Origin of the sequence: Cryobacterium lyxosi, from assembly GCF_004403345.1 — a bacterium.
Taxonomy (GTDB): domain Bacteria; phylum Actinomycetota; class Actinomycetes; order Actinomycetales; family Microbacteriaceae; genus Cryobacterium; species Cryobacterium lyxosi.
The window spans coordinates 222,964-245,244 of the sequence record NZ_SOGT01000008.1 but is presented as its reverse complement, the minus strand read 5'-3'; the positions used below and the strand labels follow the sequence as shown (position 1 = coordinate 245,244).

The 22,281-nt window shown below is 62.3% G+C and carries 18 protein-coding genes, 1 pseudogene and 1 riboswitch; of the genes and pseudogenes, 10 read left to right on the top strand and 9 right to left on the bottom strand.

What is annotated here, in order from left to right; genetic code table 11:
- Window positions 1-6 precede the first annotated feature (6 nt).
- Window positions 7-1,356: an FtsX-like permease family protein gene (locus tag E3T27_RS07360; protein WP_134572093.1), complete on the bottom strand. Its 1,350-nt coding sequence runs from the start codon at window positions 1,354-1,356 to the stop codon at window positions 7-9.
- A complete protein-coding gene (locus E3T27_RS07355) occupies window positions 1,353-2,180 on the bottom strand; it encodes an ABC transporter ATP-binding protein (protein ID WP_134572178.1) in 828 nt (275 codons plus the stop codon). The genes E3T27_RS07360 and E3T27_RS07355 overlap by 4 nt, the downstream gene beginning before the upstream one ends.
- A 32-nt stretch (window positions 2,181-2,212) precedes the next feature.
- Between E3T27_RS07355 and E3T27_RS07350 the strand changes: the two genes are divergently transcribed.
- The 3 genes from E3T27_RS07350 to E3T27_RS07340 all read left to right on the top strand — a co-directional run bounded on the left by E3T27_RS07350 (window position 2,213) and on the right by E3T27_RS07340 (window position 5,910).
- Window positions 2,213-3,484, top strand: coding sequence for a sensor histidine kinase (locus tag E3T27_RS07350; protein WP_134572092.1), 1,272 nt, complete (start codon window positions 2,213-2,215; stop codon window positions 3,482-3,484).
- A 16-nt stretch (window positions 3,485-3,500) separates the two neighbouring features.
- Complete coding sequence (locus E3T27_RS07345) at window positions 3,501-4,154, top strand: response regulator transcription factor (RefSeq protein WP_104196879.1); 654 nt, start codon at window positions 3,501-3,503, stop codon at window positions 4,152-4,154.
- A 373-nt stretch (window positions 4,155-4,527) separates the two neighbouring features.
- Window positions 4,528-5,910 (top strand): MFS transporter, encoded by a 1,383-nt coding sequence (locus E3T27_RS07340; RefSeq protein WP_277612396.1) that lies wholly within the window; start codon window positions 4,528-4,530, stop codon window positions 5,908-5,910.
- A 92-nt stretch (window positions 5,911-6,002) separates the two neighbouring features.
- Here E3T27_RS07340 and E3T27_RS07335 read toward each other — a convergent pair whose 3' ends face one another.
- On the bottom strand, window positions 6,003-6,941 hold the full coding sequence (locus tag E3T27_RS07335; protein WP_420898047.1) for a LysR family transcriptional regulator: 939 nt from the start codon (window positions 6,939-6,941) through the stop codon (window positions 6,003-6,005).
- Between the two features lie 125 nt (window positions 6,942-7,066).
- Between E3T27_RS07335 and mmsB the strand changes: the two genes are divergently transcribed.
- Together mmsB and E3T27_RS07325 are read left to right on the top strand one after the other, a co-directional pair.
- Window positions 7,067-8,011, top strand: a complete 945-nt coding sequence (mmsB, locus tag E3T27_RS07330) for a 3-hydroxyisobutyrate dehydrogenase (protein WP_134572091.1) — start codon at window positions 7,067-7,069, stop codon at window positions 8,009-8,011.
- Window positions 8,012-8,070: 59 nt separating this feature from the next.
- Window positions 8,071-9,555, top strand: coding sequence for a CoA-acylating methylmalonate-semialdehyde dehydrogenase (locus E3T27_RS07325; protein WP_104196875.1), 1,485 nt, complete (start codon window positions 8,071-8,073; stop codon window positions 9,553-9,555).
- Window positions 9,556-9,691: 136 nt separating this feature from the next.
- Here the strand turns inward: E3T27_RS07325 and E3T27_RS07320 are convergent, their stop codons facing one another.
- The 5 genes from E3T27_RS07320 to E3T27_RS07300 all read right to left on the bottom strand — a co-directional run bounded on the left by E3T27_RS07320 (window position 9,692) and on the right by E3T27_RS07300 (window position 14,482).
- Window positions 9,692-10,432: a DUF429 domain-containing protein gene (locus E3T27_RS07320; RefSeq protein ID WP_134572090.1), complete on the bottom strand. Its 741-nt coding sequence runs from the start codon at window positions 10,430-10,432 to the stop codon at window positions 9,692-9,694.
- Window positions 10,433-10,678: 246 nt separating this feature from the next.
- Window positions 10,679-11,704: a glycine betaine ABC transporter substrate-binding protein gene (locus E3T27_RS07315; RefSeq protein ID WP_104196867.1), complete on the bottom strand. Its 1,026-nt coding sequence runs from the start codon at window positions 11,702-11,704 to the stop codon at window positions 10,679-10,681.
- On the bottom strand, window positions 11,705-12,541 hold the full coding sequence (locus E3T27_RS07310; RefSeq protein WP_134572089.1) for an ABC transporter permease: 837 nt from the start codon (window positions 12,539-12,541) through the stop codon (window positions 11,705-11,707).
- On the bottom strand, window positions 12,538-13,812 hold the full coding sequence (locus tag E3T27_RS07305) for an ATP-binding cassette domain-containing protein (protein ID WP_104196865.1): 1,275 nt from the start codon (window positions 13,810-13,812) through the stop codon (window positions 12,538-12,540). The genes E3T27_RS07310 and E3T27_RS07305 overlap by 4 nt, the downstream gene beginning before the upstream one ends.
- Before the next feature lie 28 nt (window positions 13,813-13,840).
- Window positions 13,841-14,482, bottom strand: coding sequence for an ABC transporter permease (locus E3T27_RS07300; RefSeq protein ID WP_104196864.1), 642 nt, complete (start codon window positions 14,480-14,482; stop codon window positions 13,841-13,843).
- A 642-nt stretch (window positions 14,483-15,124) separates the two neighbouring features.
- Here E3T27_RS07300 and E3T27_RS07295 point away from each other — a divergent pair.
- On the top strand, window positions 15,125-18,196 hold the full coding sequence (locus E3T27_RS07295) for an alpha-mannosidase (RefSeq protein WP_134572088.1): 3,072 nt from the start codon (window positions 15,125-15,127) through the stop codon (window positions 18,194-18,196).
- A gap of 143 nt (window positions 18,197-18,339) precedes the next feature.
- Window positions 18,340-18,439, top strand: a riboswitch (TPP riboswitch).
- A pseudogene (thiD, locus tag E3T27_RS07290) lies at window positions 18,422-19,267 on the top strand (bifunctional hydroxymethylpyrimidine kinase/phosphomethylpyrimidine kinase); the annotation flags it as partial. (Overlaps the previous riboswitch by 18 nt.)
- Window positions 19,268-19,335: 68 nt before the next feature.
- Here the strand turns inward: thiD and thiE are convergent.
- Window positions 19,336-19,980: a thiamine phosphate synthase gene (thiE, locus tag E3T27_RS07285; RefSeq protein WP_241992163.1), complete on the bottom strand. Its 645-nt coding sequence runs from the start codon at window positions 19,978-19,980 to the stop codon at window positions 19,336-19,338.
- 43 nt (window positions 19,981-20,023) lie between these two features.
- On the opposite strand from thiE, the gene thiO reads away from it, so the two are divergent.
- From thiO to E3T27_RS07270, 3 genes are all read left to right on the top strand, one after another.
- On the top strand, window positions 20,024-21,250 hold the full coding sequence (thiO, locus tag E3T27_RS07280) for a glycine oxidase ThiO (protein ID WP_134572085.1): 1,227 nt from the start codon (window positions 20,024-20,026) through the stop codon (window positions 21,248-21,250).
- Between the two features lie 2 nt (window positions 21,251-21,252).
- Window positions 21,253-21,486 (top strand): sulfur carrier protein ThiS, encoded by a 234-nt coding sequence (thiS, locus tag E3T27_RS07275; RefSeq protein ID WP_134572176.1) that lies wholly within the window; start codon window positions 21,253-21,255, stop codon window positions 21,484-21,486.
- Window positions 21,487-21,560: 74 nt separating this feature from the next.
- Window positions 21,561-22,280: a thiazole synthase gene (locus E3T27_RS07270; RefSeq protein ID WP_104127199.1), complete on the top strand. Its 720-nt coding sequence runs from the start codon at window positions 21,561-21,563 to the stop codon at window positions 22,278-22,280.
- Window position 22,281 lies beyond the last annotated feature (1 nt).

Genomic DNA, 22,281 nt, shown 5'->3' with positions numbered 1-22,281 from the left:
GGGGTTTTATTCGGAGCTGAGGGTGCGCATGACGTCTCTTCTCAGACCGACAATGGTCGGACCCAGCGTGGCGAGCAAGATGAGCGCGCATCCGATGCCCGCAATGATGAGGCCGGGCAGGGCATCGATTGTGGCGGTGGTACCAGGAACGGCAGTGGACAGGCCTGCGGCGAGGATGACGCTGCTAGCGACGATGATGACGAGGGCGAGAATCGCAGCGGTAATGACATAGATGACGGCTTCAAGCGCGGCCGTGAAGATAATCGTGCGGTGGGTGGCCCCGGATGCTTGGAGGAGTGCAAGTTCTTGACCGCGCGTGCGACTACTCATGAAGACCACGATGGCTGCAGCAACGGCCGCGAGTACGAGGGGACCACCGAGAAGGAGGGTGACCTCGTTATCGTGCAAAGCCGCGCTTCCTCCGGTTCCTTGAATTCGGAACGCGTCGTTGAGTGTGGCGGCCGCTGTATAGAGACCAGCCGAGAGGCTGATGCCTACCAAAAGTGGCGTGATGGCGGCCGTGCTATACGCGAGATGGTGACGAGCCTGATTTCGCGCGAGGAACCATGCCGACGAGACCCGGGCCGGCAGCACCGCTGTCCACGCCATCAACACTGCGGGATACAGCAGCGGAGCGATCGCGACGATGAAAATGGTGAGCACCGGAGTGATCAGTGGAATTCGTGAGCTACTTTGACTGAGCGTCGCGCCGAAAAGGCTCGACGACAGTGCGGAGGCGGCGGTCGCAGCCGCTATGACGAAGATCCAGCGAAACCAACGCATGCGCCCGCGCCGCGGCTCGGCTTCGCGAAGAATTTCCAGTGGTGGTGTGAACGCTGCTCGCCGTGCAGCCCGCCACCCGCCGAGTAGCACGATCCCGCACACACCGAGCACGCTGCCGAGAACGGTGACGCCCCCGAAATGAACGTGCACGCCCCCGAGACCGGGTACGGTGCCGAAACCGAGCGCGAAGAGCGGATCAGCTGCCGGCCTGGCCACAGCTACCCCCAGCGCGGCTCCGGCGAGGGATACGATCAGCAGCTGCAGTAGGACAATGATCCCGACGGTGCCGGGTCGTGCGCCGATCAGCTGCCAGAGAGCATAAGACCGTTGCTGCAGGGTTACCGTCAACGTGGCGACGCTGCTGAGTACAGCAAGGGCGCTGACTCCGCTGAACATCAGGATCGTCGCGGCGGCGCCGGCGAGGATGCCCTGAAATTTTCCGCCCAGTTCGGCACCGGTACCGGCAATCGATGCTCCGATGGCGAGTACGAATCCGGCAGCGACCGCCAGAATGAACACACCGACCCACGCCCGCCATTGCGAGCGCAGTTCGGAGAAGATGAGCAGCATCATCGTTCACCTACTGTTCGGGCGTTCCGCACTGCGTCGAGGACAGCGTCTGTGGTGGGCGAGACCAGTTTTCGATGGATGGTTCCGTCGCGCATCACCAGGACTCGATCGGCCAACGCTGCTGCCTCCAGATCGTGCGTGACCATCACCAGCGCCGAGGTGGGGGTCGTGGTTTGTCGGAGCAAACGAAGCGCCTCGGCACCATTTGCGGTATCGAGCGATCCGGTCGGCTCGTCGGCAAACACAATGTCTGGCTGCGATGCCAGAACGCGGGCGATCGCGACCCGTTGTTGCTGGCCCCCGGAAAGTTCACCTGGCCGTTTTCGTGCGTGGGCGCTCATCCCGACATCGGACAAGGCCCGCTCGACGCCTGGATGGTTGGGGTCGCGCTTGCCTAAACGCGCCGGCAGCGAGACGTTCTGCCTGGCCGAGAGAGACGGGATCAGATTGAACGATTGGAACACGAATCCGATATGGTCGCGGCGGAGGGTCGCGACCTGAGACCGTGTCTGCTTCGAGAGATCATGACCCAGCACAGACAGGGCTCCCGATGTCGGGCTTTCCAGGCCGGATAAGCAGTAGAGAAGTGTGGATTTACCCGATCCACTCGGCCCCACGATGCTCACCATCTCGCCGGGCATCACGGCCATAGATATTCCTTGGAGAACCGGCGCCGGCTGATCTCTTCTCGTGAGTGGCGGAAACGTTTTGTAGAGGTTATGGGCTTCAAGCAGCGGTATGGTCACAAACCCATTCCATCGTGAGCACTCTTGCGGCGCAGTCACGCAGGCACCCGGAATGACGGTAGTGCTGGCGCTACTGAACATCGTGTGTTGCACGGTGCCTCTAGCCTGAAACTATGAACATTACGGTTTGGCGCGCGATCGGAGCCAAACCGTGGCGATTCTGGTTTTCCCGCTGGCCGTGGCTCACCTTGCTCTACCTGTTCTCAAGCGGGATGCTCGGGCTGGTCTTGTTGCCGGTGATTGCGATGACGTTTGTGTTCATCCCCTTGTGGGGGCTGGCCGTGGGAGCGCTGGAACGGCGACGGGTGAAACTACTGGGCTTCGCCCGAATCGAAAATGCCCATGTTCGGGTCGGCGCCGATGAGCGCCACAACTGGCTGAACATCCGGATGACCGAAGCCGCAACCTGGCGCGACGTCGGAGGACTCTTCGCTACGCTCCTGATGGGGTGGCTCGGGCTGGCGCTACTCGTCGTCGAAGCGGTCGGCCTCGCCGCGATTGTCGCGATCGTGGCCTCGGCTACGCACGGCCCTTTCCGAATGAACCTCTCCGCAGGCGTGAGCGTCGAGATGATGCCGTCAGACATTTGGAAGGCCTGCGCAGCAGGACTTGTCGCGCTTGCCGTTGCTGCTTACGTCAATGCCATACTGGTGGCCGGCCAGGCATCGCTGAGCCGCTTCCTCCTCTCACCGCGGCAAGCAGAACTTGAGCGTTACATTGAACGTCTCACCAGGTCCAGGGTTTCGTTAGTGGAAGCGTTCGAGCAGGAACGACGCAGAATCGAACGTGACCTGCACGACGGTGTTCAGCAGGAGCTCGTGGCCTTGTCGGTGCGGCTCGGGCTTGCCGAAATCGACCTCGAGCACGCCGCGCAATCTGGTGCAAACGTCAAAGAGGCCCGCCAAGCCGTTGCCGTAGCCCACGACCATACCGAGCATGCCTTACGCAGTCTGCGAGCCACTGTTCGCGGCATTCACCCGGCGGTCCTCACCGACCACGGACTCGCCGCAGCGCTCCAGGAACTCGCTGGCCGCGCCGGATTGCCCATCGAACTCGACGCCACGCTGGTTCAAAGAGCATCCGCCGCCTCAGAAGGATGTGCGTACTTCACGGTCAGCGAGGCGATCACGAATGCGGTGAAACACTCCTCCGCGACAATAATTCACATAGCCGCGCAGACCACCGCCCATGAACTCATCGTGACCGTGACCGACAATGGTCACGGTGGTGCTGACGAGACGCTGGGAACGGGTATCCGCGGGTTGAAAGAGCGCGCGGAAACGCTCGGCGGAGCACTGAACATCGACAGCCCTCCTGGCGGTCCGACGATGCTCCGACTGCGCCTGCCCGCGGCTACCACCCTGACCGCGATCGCCGCGGGCTGACGAGAACAAGGTCCCCATGCGTATCATCCTGGCCGAAGACTCCACACTGCTACGAGAAAGCCTGACCAGTCTGCTTGAGAAACTGGGACACACCGTCATCGCTACCGCGACCGATGCGCCAGGACTCGTCGACGCCGTTGCACTCGCGGCGCACGAAAACCGCTTGCCCGACCTGGTGATCACCGACGTGCGGATGCCACCGAACAACCAGGATGACGGCCTGCGTGCGGCACTTCAGATCCGTCGATCACACGGAACGGTGCCGATCCTCGTCCTTTCGCAATACGTCGCCGATGCATATGCCGCCCAGCTTCTCTCCGAAAACGATGGAGCGGTCGGCTATCTTCTCAAAGACCGGATCGGCCGAATTTCCGATTTCTCCCGCGCCCTCGAAACGGTCGCGGCAGGCGGAACCATCATCGACCCGGAAATGGTGCGTCACCTCCTCGCCAGAAAGACCGGAAGTCCGATCGAATCTCTGACCCCGCGTGAACGGGATGTTCTTACCCTCATGGCAGAAGGATTAGCAAACCAAGCCATCGCTAGCCAACTTGTTGTCAGTACAGCCGCCGTCGCCAAACACATCGGAAGCATTTTCACGAAACTCGATCTGACGCCCGACGACGGCCACCGCCGCGTCAAAGCTGTGCTGCTCTATTTCAATACCTGATCAGGCAGTCCAGGTGCGCGCTCCCCAGCGCTCTCCCGTGTTACACGGTTCTCATGGCTGGTGACCGAACAATCTAAGCGCGTGAGCGGCTGCCCTTGCGCGGCTCGGGATCACAGCCGGCACCGACTTCGGAGGAATGGCGGTACTACTTGTCGGTGGGCGACGTTGTGTCAGTGGCGTCTGCTTGATCTCTCGCAAAATTCAGCTAGCAGCCTTGTGCATTGATGCAGATAGTCTCTGCATGAATCGTCGTTGTGTGATGTTGACGGCACGGCAATACTTTCAATGAATCATTGATGGTTTTGTCGTCGCATTTATAGAGTTGGATGCGCTATTCCGCGCAGTGTCAGAGCTGACACCGAAGGAGATTCAATTGAGCACGCAAGTTCCCACAAGCCAGAATGTCACAGAGAAAAAACCGACAGGATTGAAGAAAGTGGTGGCGGCCTCAATGGCCGGCACCATCGTTGAATGGTATGAATTCTTTTTATATGGCTCGCTGGCGACTTTGGTGTTTGGCCAAGTGTTCTTTCCCAATGCCGGCTCGCAACTTGACGGCATCCTTGCGGCCTTTCTGACCTATGCCGTCGGCTTTCTCGCTCGTCCCATTGGTGGAATCGTCTTTGGCCACTTTGGTGACAAGTTTGGACGCAAGCGATTGCTTCAGGTTGCCATTGTTTTGGTCGGCGCATCGTCATTTCTGATGGGATGTTTGCCAACGTTTGATCAGGTTGGCTACTGGGCGCCGGCGCTTTTGGTGTTCTTGCGATTCGCTCAGGGCTTCGCGGTTGGCGGCGAATGGGGTGGCGCGGTATTGCTGGTAGCGGAGCACAGTCCTAACAAATCCCGTGGGTTCTGGGCCAGCTGGCCGCAGGCAGCCGTTCCGGGAGGAAACTTGCTGGCCACCGTCGTTCTCCTCGGGCTTTCTGCAACCCTGCCCGAGGAAGCGTTCCTGAGTTGGGGCTGGCGGGTCGCATTTTGGCTCTCAGCGGTAATCGTCATTGTCGGGTACTACATTCGCACGAAGGTTCAGGATGCCCCGATCTTCGAAGAATCACGTCTGAAGGCTGAAGCTGTACCCACGCCGGGCTACGGCGCCATTGAAGTATTTCGACGCTACCCGCGCGGTGTCTTCACCGCCATGGGACTGCGATTTGCAGAAAACGTGCTGTATTACCTCGTCGTCACCTTCTCGATCACGTACCTGGTGGTGGTGGTCAAAATGGACACGGCCAAGATCTTGTTGCTGATGCTCATCGCGCATGCAATTGAGTTCTGTCTTATTCCGCTGGTCGGAAAACTCTCCGACGCGGTTGGCCGGAAACCCGTCTACTTGACCGGCGCGGTGTTGGGCTCGACCTGGGGATTCTTTGCCTTCCCCATGATGGAGACCGCGGATGAACTGATCATTATGATCGCCGTCACGATCGGCCTCGTGTTCCACGCACTGATGTATGCCGGGCAGCCCTCAATCATGTCGGAAATGTTTCCCACCCGCATGCGGTATTCCGGTGTTTCACTCGGGTACCAGGTCACGTCGATCGTGGCTGGTTCGCTCGCCCCGATTATCGCCACCGCTTTGCTGAGAGGCACCGGGTCATCGGTGCCGATTGCCGTTTATCTGTTGGTTGCCTGTGCGGTGACGGTGGTCGCTGTGGTGTCCATGAAAGAAACGAGAGGAATCTCGCTTCACGATGTCGATGCAGCCGACCTAGAAAAAACGGCGGCGCTGCGAGAACGCACCGATGCACGGTAAAGCGTCAGATAGACGGGCCCGGGGTTGCGGACACACTGATCTGGTGCAGGCAGATCTGTAAAACCACAGACCGGGTGGGGCCGCCGTGCGAGCTAGGCCGCCAGTTCGTTCCGGCGCTCGGAGATCTCCTGCTGGATGGCCTCAATTGCTGCCTTCACGGCCATGGATCGAAGAGACTCGGCGCGGGCGGCAGCCCAAATAGGCAGCTCTCGGTGAAAAGAATCCGGTAACACGGGGACAAAATCCGGCCGCCCCGACACCATGAAAGATGGAAGCAATCCGATGCCGCTGTGGCGTCGCACGGCTTCGACCTGGGCGAAAATACTGGTGGATTGAAAGCTCGCGGCTGGATTTGGTAACTGTGACGAGCGATGCCCCAGCTCGGCGACCTGGAGGGATGACTCGACATAGGACACAAAGTTGTGGTCCTTGATGTCATCAATAGTCTGTGGAGTTCCTGTCATGGCGAGGTATTTGGGGCTGGCATACAGCCGGATGAAATAGTTCGTCAGAAAGATCGTCTGCGCTCTACTCGAGTCGATTGGGCCGACCACGACTTCCAGGTCGACGCCGGAGCGGTTCTGGTTGATCTTTCTCGTCGCGCTGAGCATCTCCACATTCAGCTTGGGATGTTGCTGTTGAAGCTTGACCAAGGCGGGGGTGACAAAAGCTGCGCCGAAGCCGTCGGGCGTGCTGATGCGTACGAGTCCGAAAAGCGGATCCGCGTCATGCGCCAGTGTTGAAGTGAGAGCGCCCAGGCTGGTCTCGATAATCTCCGCTGCACGGACTGCCTGGTTTCCGAGCTCCGTGAGTTCCCATCCGTGCGGGCTTCGCTCGAGGGTACGCCCACCCAGCCGCTTGTCCAGCGCCAGAATCCGGCGGGAAATGGTGGTGTGGGTGGTTTCCAGCGCCTCGGCCACGGCGGTGAATCGGCCCAAGCGCGCCACGGTGAGCAGGATGAGCAGGTCATCCGGGCTCGGGAACCGCTTGAAATCAACCATCACGCGCTGGCCTTCTGCCAATGGGTACATCAGCGTATTTGTGCATGAATGCACAGGGTGTCTGTATTTTTTTATCTTGATTGCACCGTAACACGGTGTGAGGGTGGTGATACAGAAAGTGTGTTCTCGCTGGAAAAGAGCAAAGGAGCTTGCGAATGGCTGTAATTGGATGGATCGGTCTGGGCAATATGGGTGGCCCGATGACGGCAAACCTGGTGAAGGCCGGGCACGAAGTGCGCGGTTTCGACCTGAGTCCGCAGGCGCTCGCGGCCGCGGCCGCCAATGGCCTCACACGGGCAAGCAGCATCGCGGATGCTGTCTCTGGCGCCGAGGTCGTCTTCACCATGCTGCCCAAAGGTGAGCACGCCATTGCCGTGTATCTGGGTGAAGGCGGCGTGCTGGCCTCGGTGAGTCCCGGCACCCTTCTCATCGATTCCTCCACCATTGACGTCGAATCCGCGCAGAGGCTTCACGATGCGGCAGCCGAGGCTGGATTCCGTTTTGTTGACGCTCCAGTTTCCGGCGGGATCAGCGGTGCTCAGGCTGGAACATTGACGTTCATGATCGGCGGGGAACCCGACGCCGTCTCTGCTGCCAGCACGTTCATCGAGTCGATGTCTGCCAACATCATTCCGACCGGCGGTGCTACCACAGGCCAGGCCGCGAAGATCTGCAACAATCTCATGCTGTTCATCAATCTCGCGGGGGCCGCTGAAGGTGCCGTTCTGGCCGATCGTCTCGGTCTTGACAAGCAGGTGTTTTGGGACATCGCGTCGGTTTCTTCCGGTGACAGTTGGGCCCTGCGCACCTGGTATCCAATTGCCGGAGTCATCGCATCCTCCGCCGCTAACACTGCTTTTGCACCGACGTTCACGACGGAGTTGGCTAATAAAGATATCGGCCTGGCTATCGCCGCCGCGCGGGCAACGAATACACCACTGGAGATTGGGGAGCATGTGCAGCAATTGTTCCAGCGCGTTCTCGATGCTGAACAGGGCCGTAAAGACTGCTCCATAATCGTCAAGCTCGTCGACGGAACCCTGGCTCCTGAACCCGAACCGGAACAGATTCCGGCGCTAGCCCAAGCGCAGGTCCGCTGATGACAACGGTCGTGACCTCATCCACTGACCCGCGTCCCGCAGCTACAGAGAGCACCCCCATGCAGCGAATTCCGCACTACATCAATGGTCGAAAGATCACCGACGCCGAACGTTTTGCCCCCGTCTACAATCCCGCCACCGGAGAGCAAAACAAAGAGGTCGCTTTGGCTTCAGCATCCCGGGTCGAGGAAGCTATCGGGGCCGCCAGTGCGGCGCTGCCGGGGTGGCGGGCCACCAGTCTGGCCAAACGCACCAACATCTTTTTCAAGGTTCGAGAGCTCCTCAGCGAGCGCAAGTCGGAGCTGGCGGCCATTCTTACCAGCGAACACGGCAAGGTGCTTTCTGATGCGGAGGGCGAGATTACCCGGGGCCTGGAGAATATCGAGTTCGCCACCGGACTCTCCCACATGCTCAAGGGGGAGCACTCAGAGCAGGTGTCGACCGGCGTCGATGTTCACTCGGTGCGCCAGCCGGTTGGCGTAGTGGCCTGCGTTACTCCGTTCAATTTTCCGGCCATGGTGCCGTTGTGGATGATCGGCAGTGCGCTGGCCTGTGGCAACACCGTTCTGCTCAAGCCCAGCGAGAAAGACCCATCTACGGCCATTTTCATTGCCGAGATTTTCTCCGAGGCAGGGCTCCCTGACGGCGTGCTGAACGTTATCCAGGGCGACAAGGAAGCCGTGGATGCGCTGTTGGAACATCCTCAGGTGAAGGCCATCAGCTTCGTCGGATCCACGCCTGTTGCCAAATCCATCTATAAGCGGGCCGCCGAAAACGGCAAGCGCGTGCAGGCGCTGGGCGGCGCTAAGAACCACATGGTGGTACTCCCGGATGCTGATCTGAACATGGCTGCAGATGCGGCGGTGTCGGCGGCGTACGGCTCAGCGGGGGAACGCTGCATGGCGGTCAGTGTGCTCGTGGCCGTTGGCGGTATTGCTGATGAACTCGTCGATGCCATCAAGCAGCGGATGACCGGACTGACGATCGGCGCGGGAACGGATGTTGCTTCAGAGATGGGCCCGCTGATCACCGCTGCGCACCGCGACAAGGTTGCATCGTATGTTGCCGGGGCAGCGGATGAAGGTGCCACTGTTGTTGTGGACGGTCGCCAGCACCAGTTTGATTCAGATGGCTTCTTCATCGGTGTCAGCCTGATCGACCACGTGAAGCCAGGCATGAAGGTATACGACGACGAGATCTTCGGCCCCGTACTGTCGGTCGTCCGCGTGGATACCTTTGAAGAAGCCATTCAGTTGACCAACGCGAACGAGTTCGGCAACGGGGCAGCCATTTTCACGCGCGACGGCGGTGCCGCGCGGCAATTCGAATTTGAGATTGAGGCCGGAATGGTCGGGGTCAACCTGCCCATACCGGTGCCCGTTGGGTCGTTCTCCTTCGGCGGCTGGAAGTCATCACTGTTCGGTGATACCCACATGTACGGGCCGGACAGCATTCGTTTCTACACCCGTAACAAGGTGGTGACCACCCGTTGGCCCGACCCAACGACGAGTGAGATCAACCTCGGGTTCCCGCAAGTCAGCTGATCTCCAGCCCCAGCGGCGAACCATCGAATACTCCGGGATCGCGGCATCCGTGCCGTGGTCCCGGAGCGAGCGGATCAGATCATGAGGCGTAAACGACGGTGCAGCAGGGTGGGGGAACTGAGAAACACTCTGACGGCTACCGGAGTAGATCGGCGAGAGAGCCGGACGGGAGCAAGATCCAGCCTTCCCGCCGGGCGCGATCACGCATGGATGGTTCAGGCGGCTCGTAGAATCCCAGGGCGGCACTGCGGGCGGCGAGTGCGGCGACCACGGCGTCGAAGGCATCCGCTGAGGTGATCATCTGTGGCGCGAACGGGCCGAGATCGAGCCAGGGCGCGACATCCTGAATGTGTTGGAGAAGCTGCTTTCGAATGGTGGGCTCCGTTCGGTAGCCCGTTGTGGAGAAACCCCACAGTCGTAGCGATGCTCCCGGGTAGATTTCTGCGACGACTCCAGAACCTGACCTGTCGACGATGATGCCGGTCTCGGAGATTCTGGCCAGCAGCCCGGCGCACCGCATAGCGGTGAGTCCGAGCCGGTCGGTGGACACGCTGAGCGGCCATCGTCCGGTTCTTTTTCGTACGTCACGATCGGTCTCGCGGTAGGCCAGAGTACGGCGCCAGTCCATTCCGCCGTCGACTCCGGGCCGGCTCTGGTCGCCGCTGGAGTGCGCGACCACAAAATGCACGAACTCGTCCGGCCAACCGAACGCGCAGTCGATGCCGAGTTTCTCAACGGTGCCCGCCGTGCGGGCGATGATGTTGTCAGCGACGCCGAGCTGGAGCTCACACAGTGATGCTCGGCTGTCGGCCCAGTCGATGACGGCCAGGGCGGTGCCTTTGGGCTCGGCGGCGAGATCCACTCCGGCAGTGCGCATGCCCTCAGTTTAGGAGGGGTGGACGCCCGGTGGGATAGCGCCGTGTGCACGTGTCAGTGTTAAGGGGCTGTGCGTCGCCGACACCTCGATGCTGCGACCACGCCCGTGCGCGGACCGGCCGGCCGAGATTTTCAACCTCGGCCAGTAAGGCCCGAAGAAGAATCAGGTCAGACAAAACCCGACCCAAAAAACAAATGCTGAGCGGCACATCCAGAACTTCAATCAAAGCTAGCCAGGAAGCTCCCGCTAGGCGGCCGGGTCAGTGATGAAACCTTCGTCGATCATCCAGGTGTAGGCCACATCGGCGGGTTCGGCACCGTCGACGTCAACTTGACGGTTCATGCCACGCAGAACCTCGTCGGTGAGTTTGGGTGATATCGCGGCGAAGATCTTTTCCAGGCCGGGGTGCGCCGTGAGCGTTTCGGTGAAGAAGATCGGTGCCACGTTGTACGCCGGAAAAAAAGCGAGGTCATCGGTCAGGACGGTGAGGTCGAGCGCGTCGATGCGACCGTCGGTTGTAAAGACTTCACCGAAGTTGCAGGCCCCGTCGTTGGTCGCGCTGTAGATCGCACCGGTGTCGTAGACGCCGATGTTGCTGTCGGGCACGCTGTCGGCGGCGCCACGTTCCAGCCCATAGTGGGCGAGCATGGGGTTCATGCCGTCCGGTCGGGAGTTGAATTCGGCTTCAACGCAGAAGGTGCGGTCCTCGACGGGCAGTGCGGCGAGTTCGGACATCGCGGTGATGCCGCCGAGTTCGGCGACCGCCTCACTGCGTACCGCTAGGGCGTAGGTGTTGTTCATCGGTGCCGGCGCGCCCCAGGTGACCCCATTGGTGAGGTCGATGTCGTGCACGGCTTGCCACATTTCGTTCTGGTTGGTGATCACCTCTGTCTGGCCAAGATAGGTCAGCCACGCGGTGCCGGTGTATTCCCAGAGCACGTCGGCCTGGCCCGAAAGAATGAGTTCGCGGGCGGGCTGGCTGCCGGGCACATTGCTGAGGTCAGTGACGTCGAATCCTGCGGCGGTCCCGGCGAGCACCGCGATCTTGCCGAGCAGTAGCTGCTCGGTATAGTTTTTGGACGTGACCGTGAGGTTGACGCCCTCGGCACCGTCGAGCGGGGTGATCGACCCGGGTCCAACCGCGGGAACGTATGAGGTCGCCGGCTGCAGACCGCAGCCGGTCAGGGCGAGGGCAGTCACGGTGAGCACACTCGCTGTCAGGCCCCAGCGGCCGAGGTGTCCGCGACGGGCGTGAAAAGCGGGGCGGTGCATCTAGAGTCCCTTCGGGCGGGCGACGTGTTCTACGACGCGGCCGATCCAGTCGATGAGGAGGGCCAGTAGAGCCACGAGCAGGGCTCCGGTGACGAGCACGGGGGTGAGGCTGAGATTGACGCCGGTGGTAATGAGGATGCCGAGTCCGCCGCCGTTGACGAACGTAGCGAGGGCTGCGGTGCCGACCAGTAGCACGAGGGCGGTACGCACGCCCGACAGCATGACCGGCACGGCGAGAGGTAGTTCCACGCGAAAGAGCACGGCGGTGGAACTCATGCCCATGCCGCGTCCGGCTTCGATGAGGCGGGCGTCGACCTGCTGCAGGCCGACCATGGTGTTTCGCAGCACCGGGAGCACCGCATAAAGCACGAGGCTCAGCGTCGCCGCCCAAAAGCCGAAGCCGACCCAGAATGCGAGGAGTACGACGACGCCGATCGCGGGGGCGGCCTGCCCGATGTTGGCGATCGCGAGCACCGGAGCGGTCAGAAACCGCAGGGGTCGTCGGGTCAGGGCGATTCCCAAAGGAATTGCGATGACCAATACGATCGCCGCAGCGAGGAGGGTGAGTTGGATGTGCTCCACGGTGTAAATCCAGAGCGCGTCCGGGGCGAGGGTGGTGAGTTCGATCGCTGAGAGGTTGGCCGTCAGCAGCCAGATGACGAGCGCGGCGAACGCGAGCAGGATGCCGGCCAGCTGGTAGACCAGTCCCCGCCAGGATTGCCAGGCCGCGCGAGCCGGACTGACCGGTACGGACCGCGAGGCCGGGTCGCCGGGTGTTTCGACGGCGGAGTCGCCGCCGGCAATGCCGGCTTCTCTAGCCAGGGCGCGGGTGCTCATTGATTGGCCCGCGCGTCGGCGCCATCGCTCTCGGTCTCGTACAGTTCGGCGGCAGGCGCCTGCGCTTGGAACACGCCGGTGTTCAGTCCAACGGGCGCTTGGTCCGACGCGAGTACGGCAGCGGTCTGCGACCGGGTAATGGCATCCATGACGGTCTGTACGTCGATGACGCCTTTGAACATGTCGCGGCGGCCGGTGACGAGCGCGGCCCCGGCGCTGGAGACGAGCATTGTGTCGAGTGCGTCATTGAGCGTGGCACGATAGCCGACGACCGGAAGTTTCGGGTCGGGAACGTTGCTGATGACCTCGAGGCGGCCGAGCTTGCGCTGGGAGAGCCACTGGATGGGACGGTGACGCTCATCGACGATGACCGCGTGGCCGTGGCCGGCGTCGATGAGGCGGGCCAGGACATCCGCTGCCCGTTCGCCGGGGCTACCCACGACGGCGTCGCCGAACCCGACCTCTGCCACCCGGGTCAAAGTGAGCTGTTTGAGACCGGCGCCGGACCCGATGAAGTTTTCGACGAACTCGTTGGCCGGGTCGCCGAGGATGCGTTCCGGGGTATCGTACTGTTCGAGCTGGGCGCCCTCGTTGAAGATGGCGATCCAGTCGCCGAGCTTGACAGCTTCGTCGAAGTCGTGCGTGACGCAGACGATGGTCTTCTGCAGTTCTTCCTGGATGTTGAGCAGTTCGTCCTGCAGGCGGAGGCGGGTGATCGGGTCGACGGCGCCGAACGGCTCGTCCATGAGCAGCACGGGCGGGTCGGCCGCGAGGGCACGCGCCACCCCGACGCGTTGCTGCTGACCGCCGGAAAGTTCCTTGGGGTACCGATTTCGGTAGAGCGCCGGGTCGAGGGAGACGAGCTCGAGGAGTTCGTCGACGCGGGCCGTGATGCGGGCCTTGTCCCAGCCGAGCATTTTCGGCACGAGGCCGATGTTGGTGGCCACCGTCATGTGCGGGAAGAGTCCGCCGGCCTGAATGACATAGCCGATGCCTCGGCGCAGGGTATCGCCATTCATATTGGTGACATCGTCACCGTCGACGACGATGCGGCCTTCGGAGGGTTCGATGAGTCGGTTGATCATCTTGAGGGTAGTGGTCTTGCCGCAGCCCGAGGGGCCGACGAGCATGACGATCTTGCCGGCCGGGATCTCCATGGTGAGACCGTCGACGGCGGGGCGCGCCTGGCCGGGGAAACGCTTGGTGACGTGGTCCAGCAGGATGTTCGCACCGGTGATGCCGGTCGGGGTGGTGGAACCTTCGGTGCTCATGGATTCAGCGCTGTTGGATGTAGTGAGTTCAGACACGGATACCTCGGGGTGTGGTCAGGCGGCCCAGGCCGACGAGAAGGAGATCAAGAATAAGGGCGAGCACGACAACGCCGATGACGCCCGTCAGCACCGACTCGAGGGAGTTGGCACCGCCGAGTCGGGAGAGGCCGGAGAAGATGAATCCGCCGAGGCCCGGGCCGAGGGAATATGCGGCGATCGCGGCGATTCCCATGACCATTTGAGCGGATACCCGAATGCCGGTGAGGATGATCGGCCACGCCATCGGCAGTTCCACCTGCAGGAGCGTGCGGAACCTGCTCATGCCGATGCCGCGGGCGGATTCCACGATCGACGGTGCGATACCCGACAGGCCCACGACCGCGTTGCGCAGAATAGGCAGAGTGGCGAAGAACGCCACGACAATGACGGCCGGAACGACGCCGAAGCCAAGCGGCGCGATGAGCAGCCCGATGAACGCAAACGACGGGATAGTCAAGCCAATGGCTGACACCGAGTTAGCGATCCCGGTAAGCGCGGAACTGCGGTAAACGACGGCGGCCAGCACGACGGCGAGGACTGTCGCCAGGATCAGACACTGCACGACGAGACTGAAGTGCTGCCAGCTGTTGAACAGGATCTGCTCATACTGACCCCCTAAAAAATCCCACACATCAAAACCCCTTTGCTTCGATCACGCACACACTGATTTACCGCCACCGGCACGGGCACAACTGGAGGCGCCGATGCGGAGCTGGATAGGGACGCGGGCTGAAAGCCATAGGCCAAGACTCTAGTGCAGTCTTGCACGGCCATCCCCCGATGGGCGCAGCGAGACCTTACGGTTCGATCACGTGCTCCGACTCTCCCACGGGGAAACCTTCACGCGCTCAGCGGATTCAACCAGGCCGGCGTACACACCGACCCCGTGGTCGTCGACGCTGTACATTTTCTGGTCTTTTTCTAAAAGTCTCAGTCCTGTTACATTCCTAGAGTAAATCTGGACAGCAATTAGTTCATCCGTTGTATGTATGGAATACGCAGAATCACCGGCAACGATGCCGAGGAGCACTGCGTCAGGGACTCAGGCAATTCATGAAAAAGTCACATGCTTTCGCCGTCGCACTCGTGGCCATGGCAGTATTCGTCGTGTCCGGCTGTTCAGCGAACGGCGATAAGGCAGCCTCGGAATCGACCACGATCACGGTGGCCTCCCCAAAGTTCGCTCTACGTCTTCGTGTCGCGTGTTCTCGGCGGATCCTCGGCCATGGCCGGTGCCGTCACGCTCTGACCCCTCCAGCGCAAGGAGCACCACGTGCACGACAATTCCACCCTCATTCGCGCCCGCATCCGTCGTTTCGTCAGCGAGCGGGTCACCCCGTCGCTGTACCGGGTTTCGTCACCGTTGACCATCAGCGCGTGGGAAGTGCCCGACGAACCCGTGCCGTTTTCTGAGGCGCAAGGCCAGGATTTCACCCCGTTCAGCATCGGCCAGCATTGGGGCAAGCCCTGGGGCACGACGTGGTTCCACATCACAGGTATGGTTCCCTCCGACTGGTCTCGGTTTCACGACCTCCACACGCGCACGGAAGTCATCGTGGACCTCGGTTTTCTGTCTGGCCAGGCCGGGTTCCAGGCGGAAGGTCTGGTCTTCACCGCGCAGGGGCACATCGTGAAAGCGGTGGAGCCGTTCAATAACTATGTGCCGCTGATCGCCCAGCCGGGAGAGCAGGTTGATATCTACATTGAAGCCGCGTCCAACCCCGACGTGGGAAGTGACTGGGGCTTTCAGCCGACACTCGTGGGTGACAAGGCTACGGCGGGTATCGAACCGATCTACCGCCTGCGCCGCATGGACGTTGCTTTGCTCGACACCCAAGTGTGGAAACTGGACCAAGACGTGTGGACACTGTTTGGACTCATGGAACAGCTGAGCCCTGACCTACCGCGTACCGCTGAGATTCTTCGGGCGCTGGAAAAAATGACCGACCAAATGGACCCCGAGGATGTGAGCGGCACGGCATCCCTCGGCCGCGCTTTACTGGCGCCCCTTCTGGCGCAACCCGCCTACGCCAGCGCCCACCGAGTCATCGCTGTCGGGCACGCCCACATCGACTCGGCCTGGCTCTGGCCGGTGCGTGAAACCATTCGCAAGTGTGCGCGCACGTTTTCAAACGTGTTGCACCTGATGGATGAAGACCCCGACTTCATCTTCGCCTGTTCGTCGGCGCAACAGTATTCATGGATGAAGCAGCACTATCCGGAACTGTTTGAACGCATCCGGACGCGCGCACTCGAGGGCCGCTTCGTTCCGGTGGGCGGTATGTGGGTCGAATCCGACACCAACATGCCCAGCGGGGAATCGCTGGCTCGGCAGCTGCTCGTGGGCAAGGCTTTCTTCATGCAGGATTTCGGCATCGAACCCCTCGAAATCTGGCTGCCGGACTCGTTTGGATACACGGCGGCATTCCCACAAATCGTGACCGCGGCGGGATCGAAATACTTCCTCACCCAAAAAATCAGTTGGAACGAAACCAACACCATGCCTCACCACACCTTCGCTTGGGAGGGAATTGACGGCACCCAGGTCTTCACCCACTTTCCACCGGTGGATACCTATAACTCGCTGTTATCGGGGGAAGAATTGGCCCGGGCTCAACGCCAATACTCCGAGAAGGGTGCGTCAAACGTGTCGCTGGTACCGTTCGGTTTTGGAGACGGTGGCGGTGGGCCCAATCGGGAGATGCTCGCAGCGGCGGAGCGTACGCGTTCGCTCGAGGGTTCACCGACCGTGCGTATGGCCAGCCCGCGGGCGTTCTTCGAGGAGGCGGAGGCCACGTATGCCAACCCGCCCGTGTGGTCGGGGGAGCTCTACCTGGAATTTCACCGTGGTACCTACACATCGCAGTCCAGGACCAAATCCGGAAACCGTCGCAGCGAGCACCTGCTTCGGGAGGCCGAGCTCTGGGCATCAACGGCGTACTTTTATATGGGCGCTGACTATCCCTACGAACGACTGGCTGCTGCCTGGCAGACCGTGTTGCTCAATCAATTTCACGATATTCTGCCCGGAAGCTCTATCGCGTGGGTGCATCAGGTTGCCGAAGCGGCCTACGAGACCGTGCGAATCGATCTCGAAGACCTGATCGCGACATCCGTGGCGGCGCTCACCTCCTCGGCGCAAACGGATGCGACGCCGGTGAGCTTCAATGCGTCACCGTTCCCGGTAGCGGGAGTGCCTGCCCTGTCTGCTGCGCCGCGGATACCAACCGGAGCCGTGCGCCTTCATCAGGCCGATGGGGCGTTCGTGCTCGAGAACGACGTCGTGCGGGCATCCATCGATGCACGTGGGCTCCTCATTTCCTTGGTAGACCGCGTGAGCGGAAGAGAAGCCGTGCCCGCGGGGCAAGCGGGCAATGTGCTCCAACTTTTTCGGGATACCCCGACGCAGTGGGACGCGTGGGACATCGACGAGCACTACGACCGAAACGGCGTGGAACTTCTGGAAGCAGAAGAAGTCAAGGTGCTCGTGCAGAGTGCAGGGCTGGTCACGGTGCGCGTGACGCGGCGCTTCGGGGGGTCATCCGTTCAGCAGGATCTGACCGTACTCGGTGACCAGCCGAGCCTGGACATCGTGACGACGGTTGACTGGCATGAGCGTCAAAAATTGTTGAAGTTGGCTTTTCCGCTCGACGTGCACGCTGACCGCGCTGCGTCTGAAATACAGTTTGGCCACATTTATCGGCCGACCCACGTCAACACGTCCTGGGATGCTGCTCGCTTCGAGACCTGCGCACACCGGTGGGTTTTCGTCGGGGAGCCGGGCTTCGGGATTGCGATTGCCAACGACTCAACCTATGGGCATGACATCAGCCGCACTACTCGAGTCGGGGGAGGGACGACCACGACTGTGCGGGAGTCACTGCTGCGTGCGCCGACGTTCCCTGACCCAACTGCGGATCAAGGAGTGCACACGCTTCGCACCTCGATAAGTCTGACGCCAGACGTACTCGGAGCTGCGGCGCAGGGCTACCGGATCAACCTGCCGCTGCGCGATGTGGTCGGCGCGGCCGTAGCGCCCGTAGTCGTGAGCGAGTGCCCATCGATCGTGGTCGAAGCCGTAAAACTGGCCGAAGATCGTTCCGGTGACCTTATCGTGCGACTGTACGAGGCGAGCGGTTCGCGCTCCACGGGCACTGTCAGCTTCGGCTTCACTGTCTCAGAAATCGTCGAGACCGATCTGCTCGAACGCACTGTCGCCCCTGTAGCAGTGCAGTCGACAACCGATGCTGGTGGTCGATTGGTGCTGCGCGCTTTCCAGATCATCACCCTGCGAGTTGCCCGTTCTGCCGCAGAGGGCGAGGGGAGCCTGCGCCACCATTCGTAGGCAGGCTCCCATCGTTGGCGTGACTATCTGCGAAATACTTTGTGCAGCCAGTCGTTGAGCGGTCGCAGAGCCGGCGGCGCATAGGCGTGCTCCAGGGTGACCGCGTGCGCGGTTGTGCGCTGAATGCGCGCGCGTATAGGGTGATCCTTGACACGGGGTGCCGCACATAGTGTGCGTGCTGAGATCAATACCCGTCGAACCTGTCTAGTTAGTACTAGCGAAGGAATGTCACGGATGACTGATCAAACCTCCCAGCTCGCGCTGCGGCAAACGCCTCGAATTCTCAGTATCGCCGGAACCGATCCGACCGGCGGCGCCGGGATTCAAGCCGACCTGAAGAGCATTGCGGCCAACGGCGGCTACGGCATGGCGGTCATCAGTGCTCTGGTCGCGCAGAATACGCGCGGGGTGCGCTCGGTGCACACCCCGCCGGTGGCTTTTCTGCGCGCACAATTGAACGCCGTGAGCGACGATGTAACCATCGATGCCGTCAAGATCGGCATGCTCGCGCAACTCGACGTCATTACCGAGGTGCGCTCCTGGCTCATGGAGTGTCGACCGCCCGTGGTGGTGCTCGACCCGGTGATGGTGGCAACGAGTGGCGACCGGCTACTTGACCGCTCAGCCGAGCAAGCGCTGCGCGACCTGATCCCTCAGGTCGATCTCGTCACGCCCAACGTTCCCGAGCTGGCTGTTCTGCTCGGGGAGCACCCGGCGGCCACCTGGGCGGAGGCCCTGGAGCAGGGCGGAAGGTTGTCTGCTCGCACCGGTGTCACCGTGCTGGTCAAGGGCGGCCATCTCAACGAAACCAGCTGCCCGGATGCCCTGGTCAACACCCAGGGGTTACTGTCGCACAGCGTGGTCGAGGTCGCGTTGCCACGTATCCGCACCAGGAACACGCACGGCACCGGATGCTCGCTCTCCTCGGCCATGGCCACGGTGCAGGCGAGAACCGGTGACTGGGCGCAGTCCCTCGTCGAGGTCAAAGACTGGCTCCAGGACGCCCTGGCCCACGCCGACGACCTCGAGGTCGGCCAGGGAAATGGCCCGATTCACCACTTTCATCAGCTGTTCGCCCGTGCAACAGCAGTATCCACTCTGACTGCAGGCGTGCGATGAACGCGGTACGGTCGGTGGGACTAGCCGAGTGGCGGGAGGCTGGCGAGCAGACGCTGAGCGGCATCCGTCGGGTCGTCGGCGTCGGTGATCGCGCGCACCACCACTACCCGGGTGGCGCCGGCGTCGACGACTTGGGCGATGTTGCCGAGGTCGATGCCGCCGATGGCGAACCAGGGGCGCAGGCTGCCGACGGTGGCGCTCTGCGCGGCCGCATAGCGCAGCAGGTCGGTTCCGACCGCTGCGCGGCCGGGTTTCGTTGGCGTAGCCCAGACCGGACCGACACAAAAATAGTCGAGGTTCTCGGCGGTGACGGCGGCATCCACCTGCTCGATGGTGTGGGTGGACAGGCCGATCCGCGCAGCCGTGCCGAGCAGTGTGCGGGCGGCAGGCAGCGGCAGGTCAGTCTGGCCGACATGAAAAACCGGTGCGCCGGAGAGGCCGGCGATATCCGCTCGGTCGTTGACCGCCCAGAGCCGGGCGTGACGGTCGGCGACCGTGTGCAGAACCTCGAGATAGTGAAGTTCCTCGGCCGCGTCGATGTTCTTATCGCGCAGTTGGATGATGTCGACCCCGCCGGCGAAGGCGGCATCCACGAAGTCGGCGAAATCGCCGCGATCTTTTCTGGCATCGGTGCAGAGATACAGCCGGGCGGTGATGGGGTCCATGCGACCAACCCTAAGGGGCGCTGCCGTGGCATCGGTGCACACCATGAGTGAGCGGGAAGCGCAGCGAACAGTTGATGTTGCCGTCATTGGCGGCGGCGTCATCGGGCTCGGCATCGCCTGGACGCTGGCGCATTCCGGCCGTAGCGTGGTCGTCATCGACCCCGACCCGGCCGGCGGTGCCACCTTCGCTGCAGCCGGAATGCTCGCCGCGGTGAGCGAACTGCACTATCGGGAAGAGGCATTGCTTGATCTCATGCTCGCGTCCTCGAAGTTGTATCCCGACTTCATCGACTCGCTCGGAACCGATAGCGACGCTACCGGATACCAGCGAACGACAACGCTGAACGTGGGCGCGGACGCGGCCGACCGGCAAGCCCTCGCCGACCTGCGTGCTGTGCAGGTGGCCAATGGATTGGGTGTCGAGCCCCTCACCGTGCGCGAAGCGCGGGTGCTTGAACCGCTGCTGAGCCCCCAGGTCTCCGGCGCTTTTTTGGTGGAACAAGATCACCAGGTCGACCCGCGACGGCTCACCGAGCGCATCCAGCTCGCGCTCGCCGCCCTCGCGCCCAACGGCCAGGACGCCGTGATTCGGGTGCGTGCGCGTGGATTACTGCACGCCGATGCAACGGATGCCTCCTCGCGCGTTACCGGCGTCGCCCTGGCTGACGGCAGCTCGATCCAAGCCGATGAGGTGGTCGTGGCCAATGGACTCTGGGCGGGCGGGTTGGACGGGCTCCCCGAGCACCTGCGCCTGCCGCTTCGCCCGGTGTACGGGGACGTACTTCGATTGCGGGTGCCCGAGCACCTTCGGCCGCTGCTCACCTGCACGGTGCGCGGGTTGGTGCACGGGGTGCCGGTCTACCTGGTTCCGCGCACCGACGGAACGCTCGTGATCGGAGCCACCCAGCGCGAAGACGGCTCGGGCGTGGTCTCGGCCGGCGGCGTATACCAGCTGTTGCGTGATGCACAGGCCCTGGTGCCGGCGGTCAGCGAGCTGGAGCTGATCGAAACGACCGCTCGGGCCCGTCCGGGAACGCCGGACAATGCACCGTTCCTCGGCCGTGTCGGGTGTTTAAACGGTGACATCGCCGGCCTCATCATTGCCACCGGATTCTTTCGTCACGGTGTACTGCTCACCCCGGTCGCAGCCCAGTACTGCCTGCAGCTCATCGAGGGCATTGCAGACGATCGGTGGCGAAATTTTCGGCCCGATCGATTCTCGGCGAGCCGAGAGCCCGCATCCGCTTCACTGAAAGGAGGCCTATCGTGACCGTGATCATCTCCGTCAATGGCCAGAAACGAACCGTATCCGGCGGCACCGTGACCGACCTCGTAGCCGAGATCACCGGGCGACGCATCGAAACGGGCGGCCATGCAGCCGACGGCGGCCGCCTCGGAGTAGCCGTGGCGCGCAACGCCGCGGTCGTTCCCCGCAGCCTGTGGTCGACTACCGGGCTGACGGCGGGCGATGAGATTGAAATTGTTTCTGCAGTCCAGGGAGGTTGACCGTGCAGACCGCACACTTCACGAACACTGACAGCCTGGTGATTGACGGCGTGGCGCTGACCTCCCGCCTGATCATGGGCACCGGGGGAGCACCGAGTCTCGATGGCCTCGGTGAAGCACTGCGAGCGTCGGGAACCGAACTCACCACGGTCGCCATGCGGCGGCACAGCGCAGCGACCACCGGTTCACTCTTCGAACTGCTGGTCGAGAATTCCATCCGGGTGCTGCCGAACACCGCCGGCTGTTTCACCGCGCGCGATGCGGTACTGACCGCCGAGCTGGCTCGGGAAGCCCTAGAAACCGACTGGATCAAGCTCGAGGTCATCGCCGACGAGCAGACCCTGCTGCCCGATGCGGTCGAACTGGTGGAGGCCACCGAACAGCTCGTTGCGCGGGGCTTCAAGGTGTTCGCGTACACCAATGACGACCCGGTGCTCGCGCTCCGGCTCGAACACCTGGGCGCTGTGGCCGTGATGCCGCTCGGGGCGCCGATCGGCACCGGGCTCGGCATTCTCAACCCGCACAATATCGAGCTGATCGTGGCCCGCGCCGGTGTTCCCGTGGTGCTCGATGCCGGAATCGGTACCGCCTCTGACGCTGCGCTGGCGATGGAATTGGGCTGCGATGCAGTGCTGCTGGCCACCGCCGTGACACGCGCGCAGAACCCGCCGCTCATGGCCGATGCATTCAAGCACGCCGTACTGGCAGGACGGAGGGCCGCCCAGGCCGGCCGCATTCCGCGGCGCCAGCACGCGCTGGCGTCGTCACCGATGGCCGGGCGGCCCGACCTGTGAC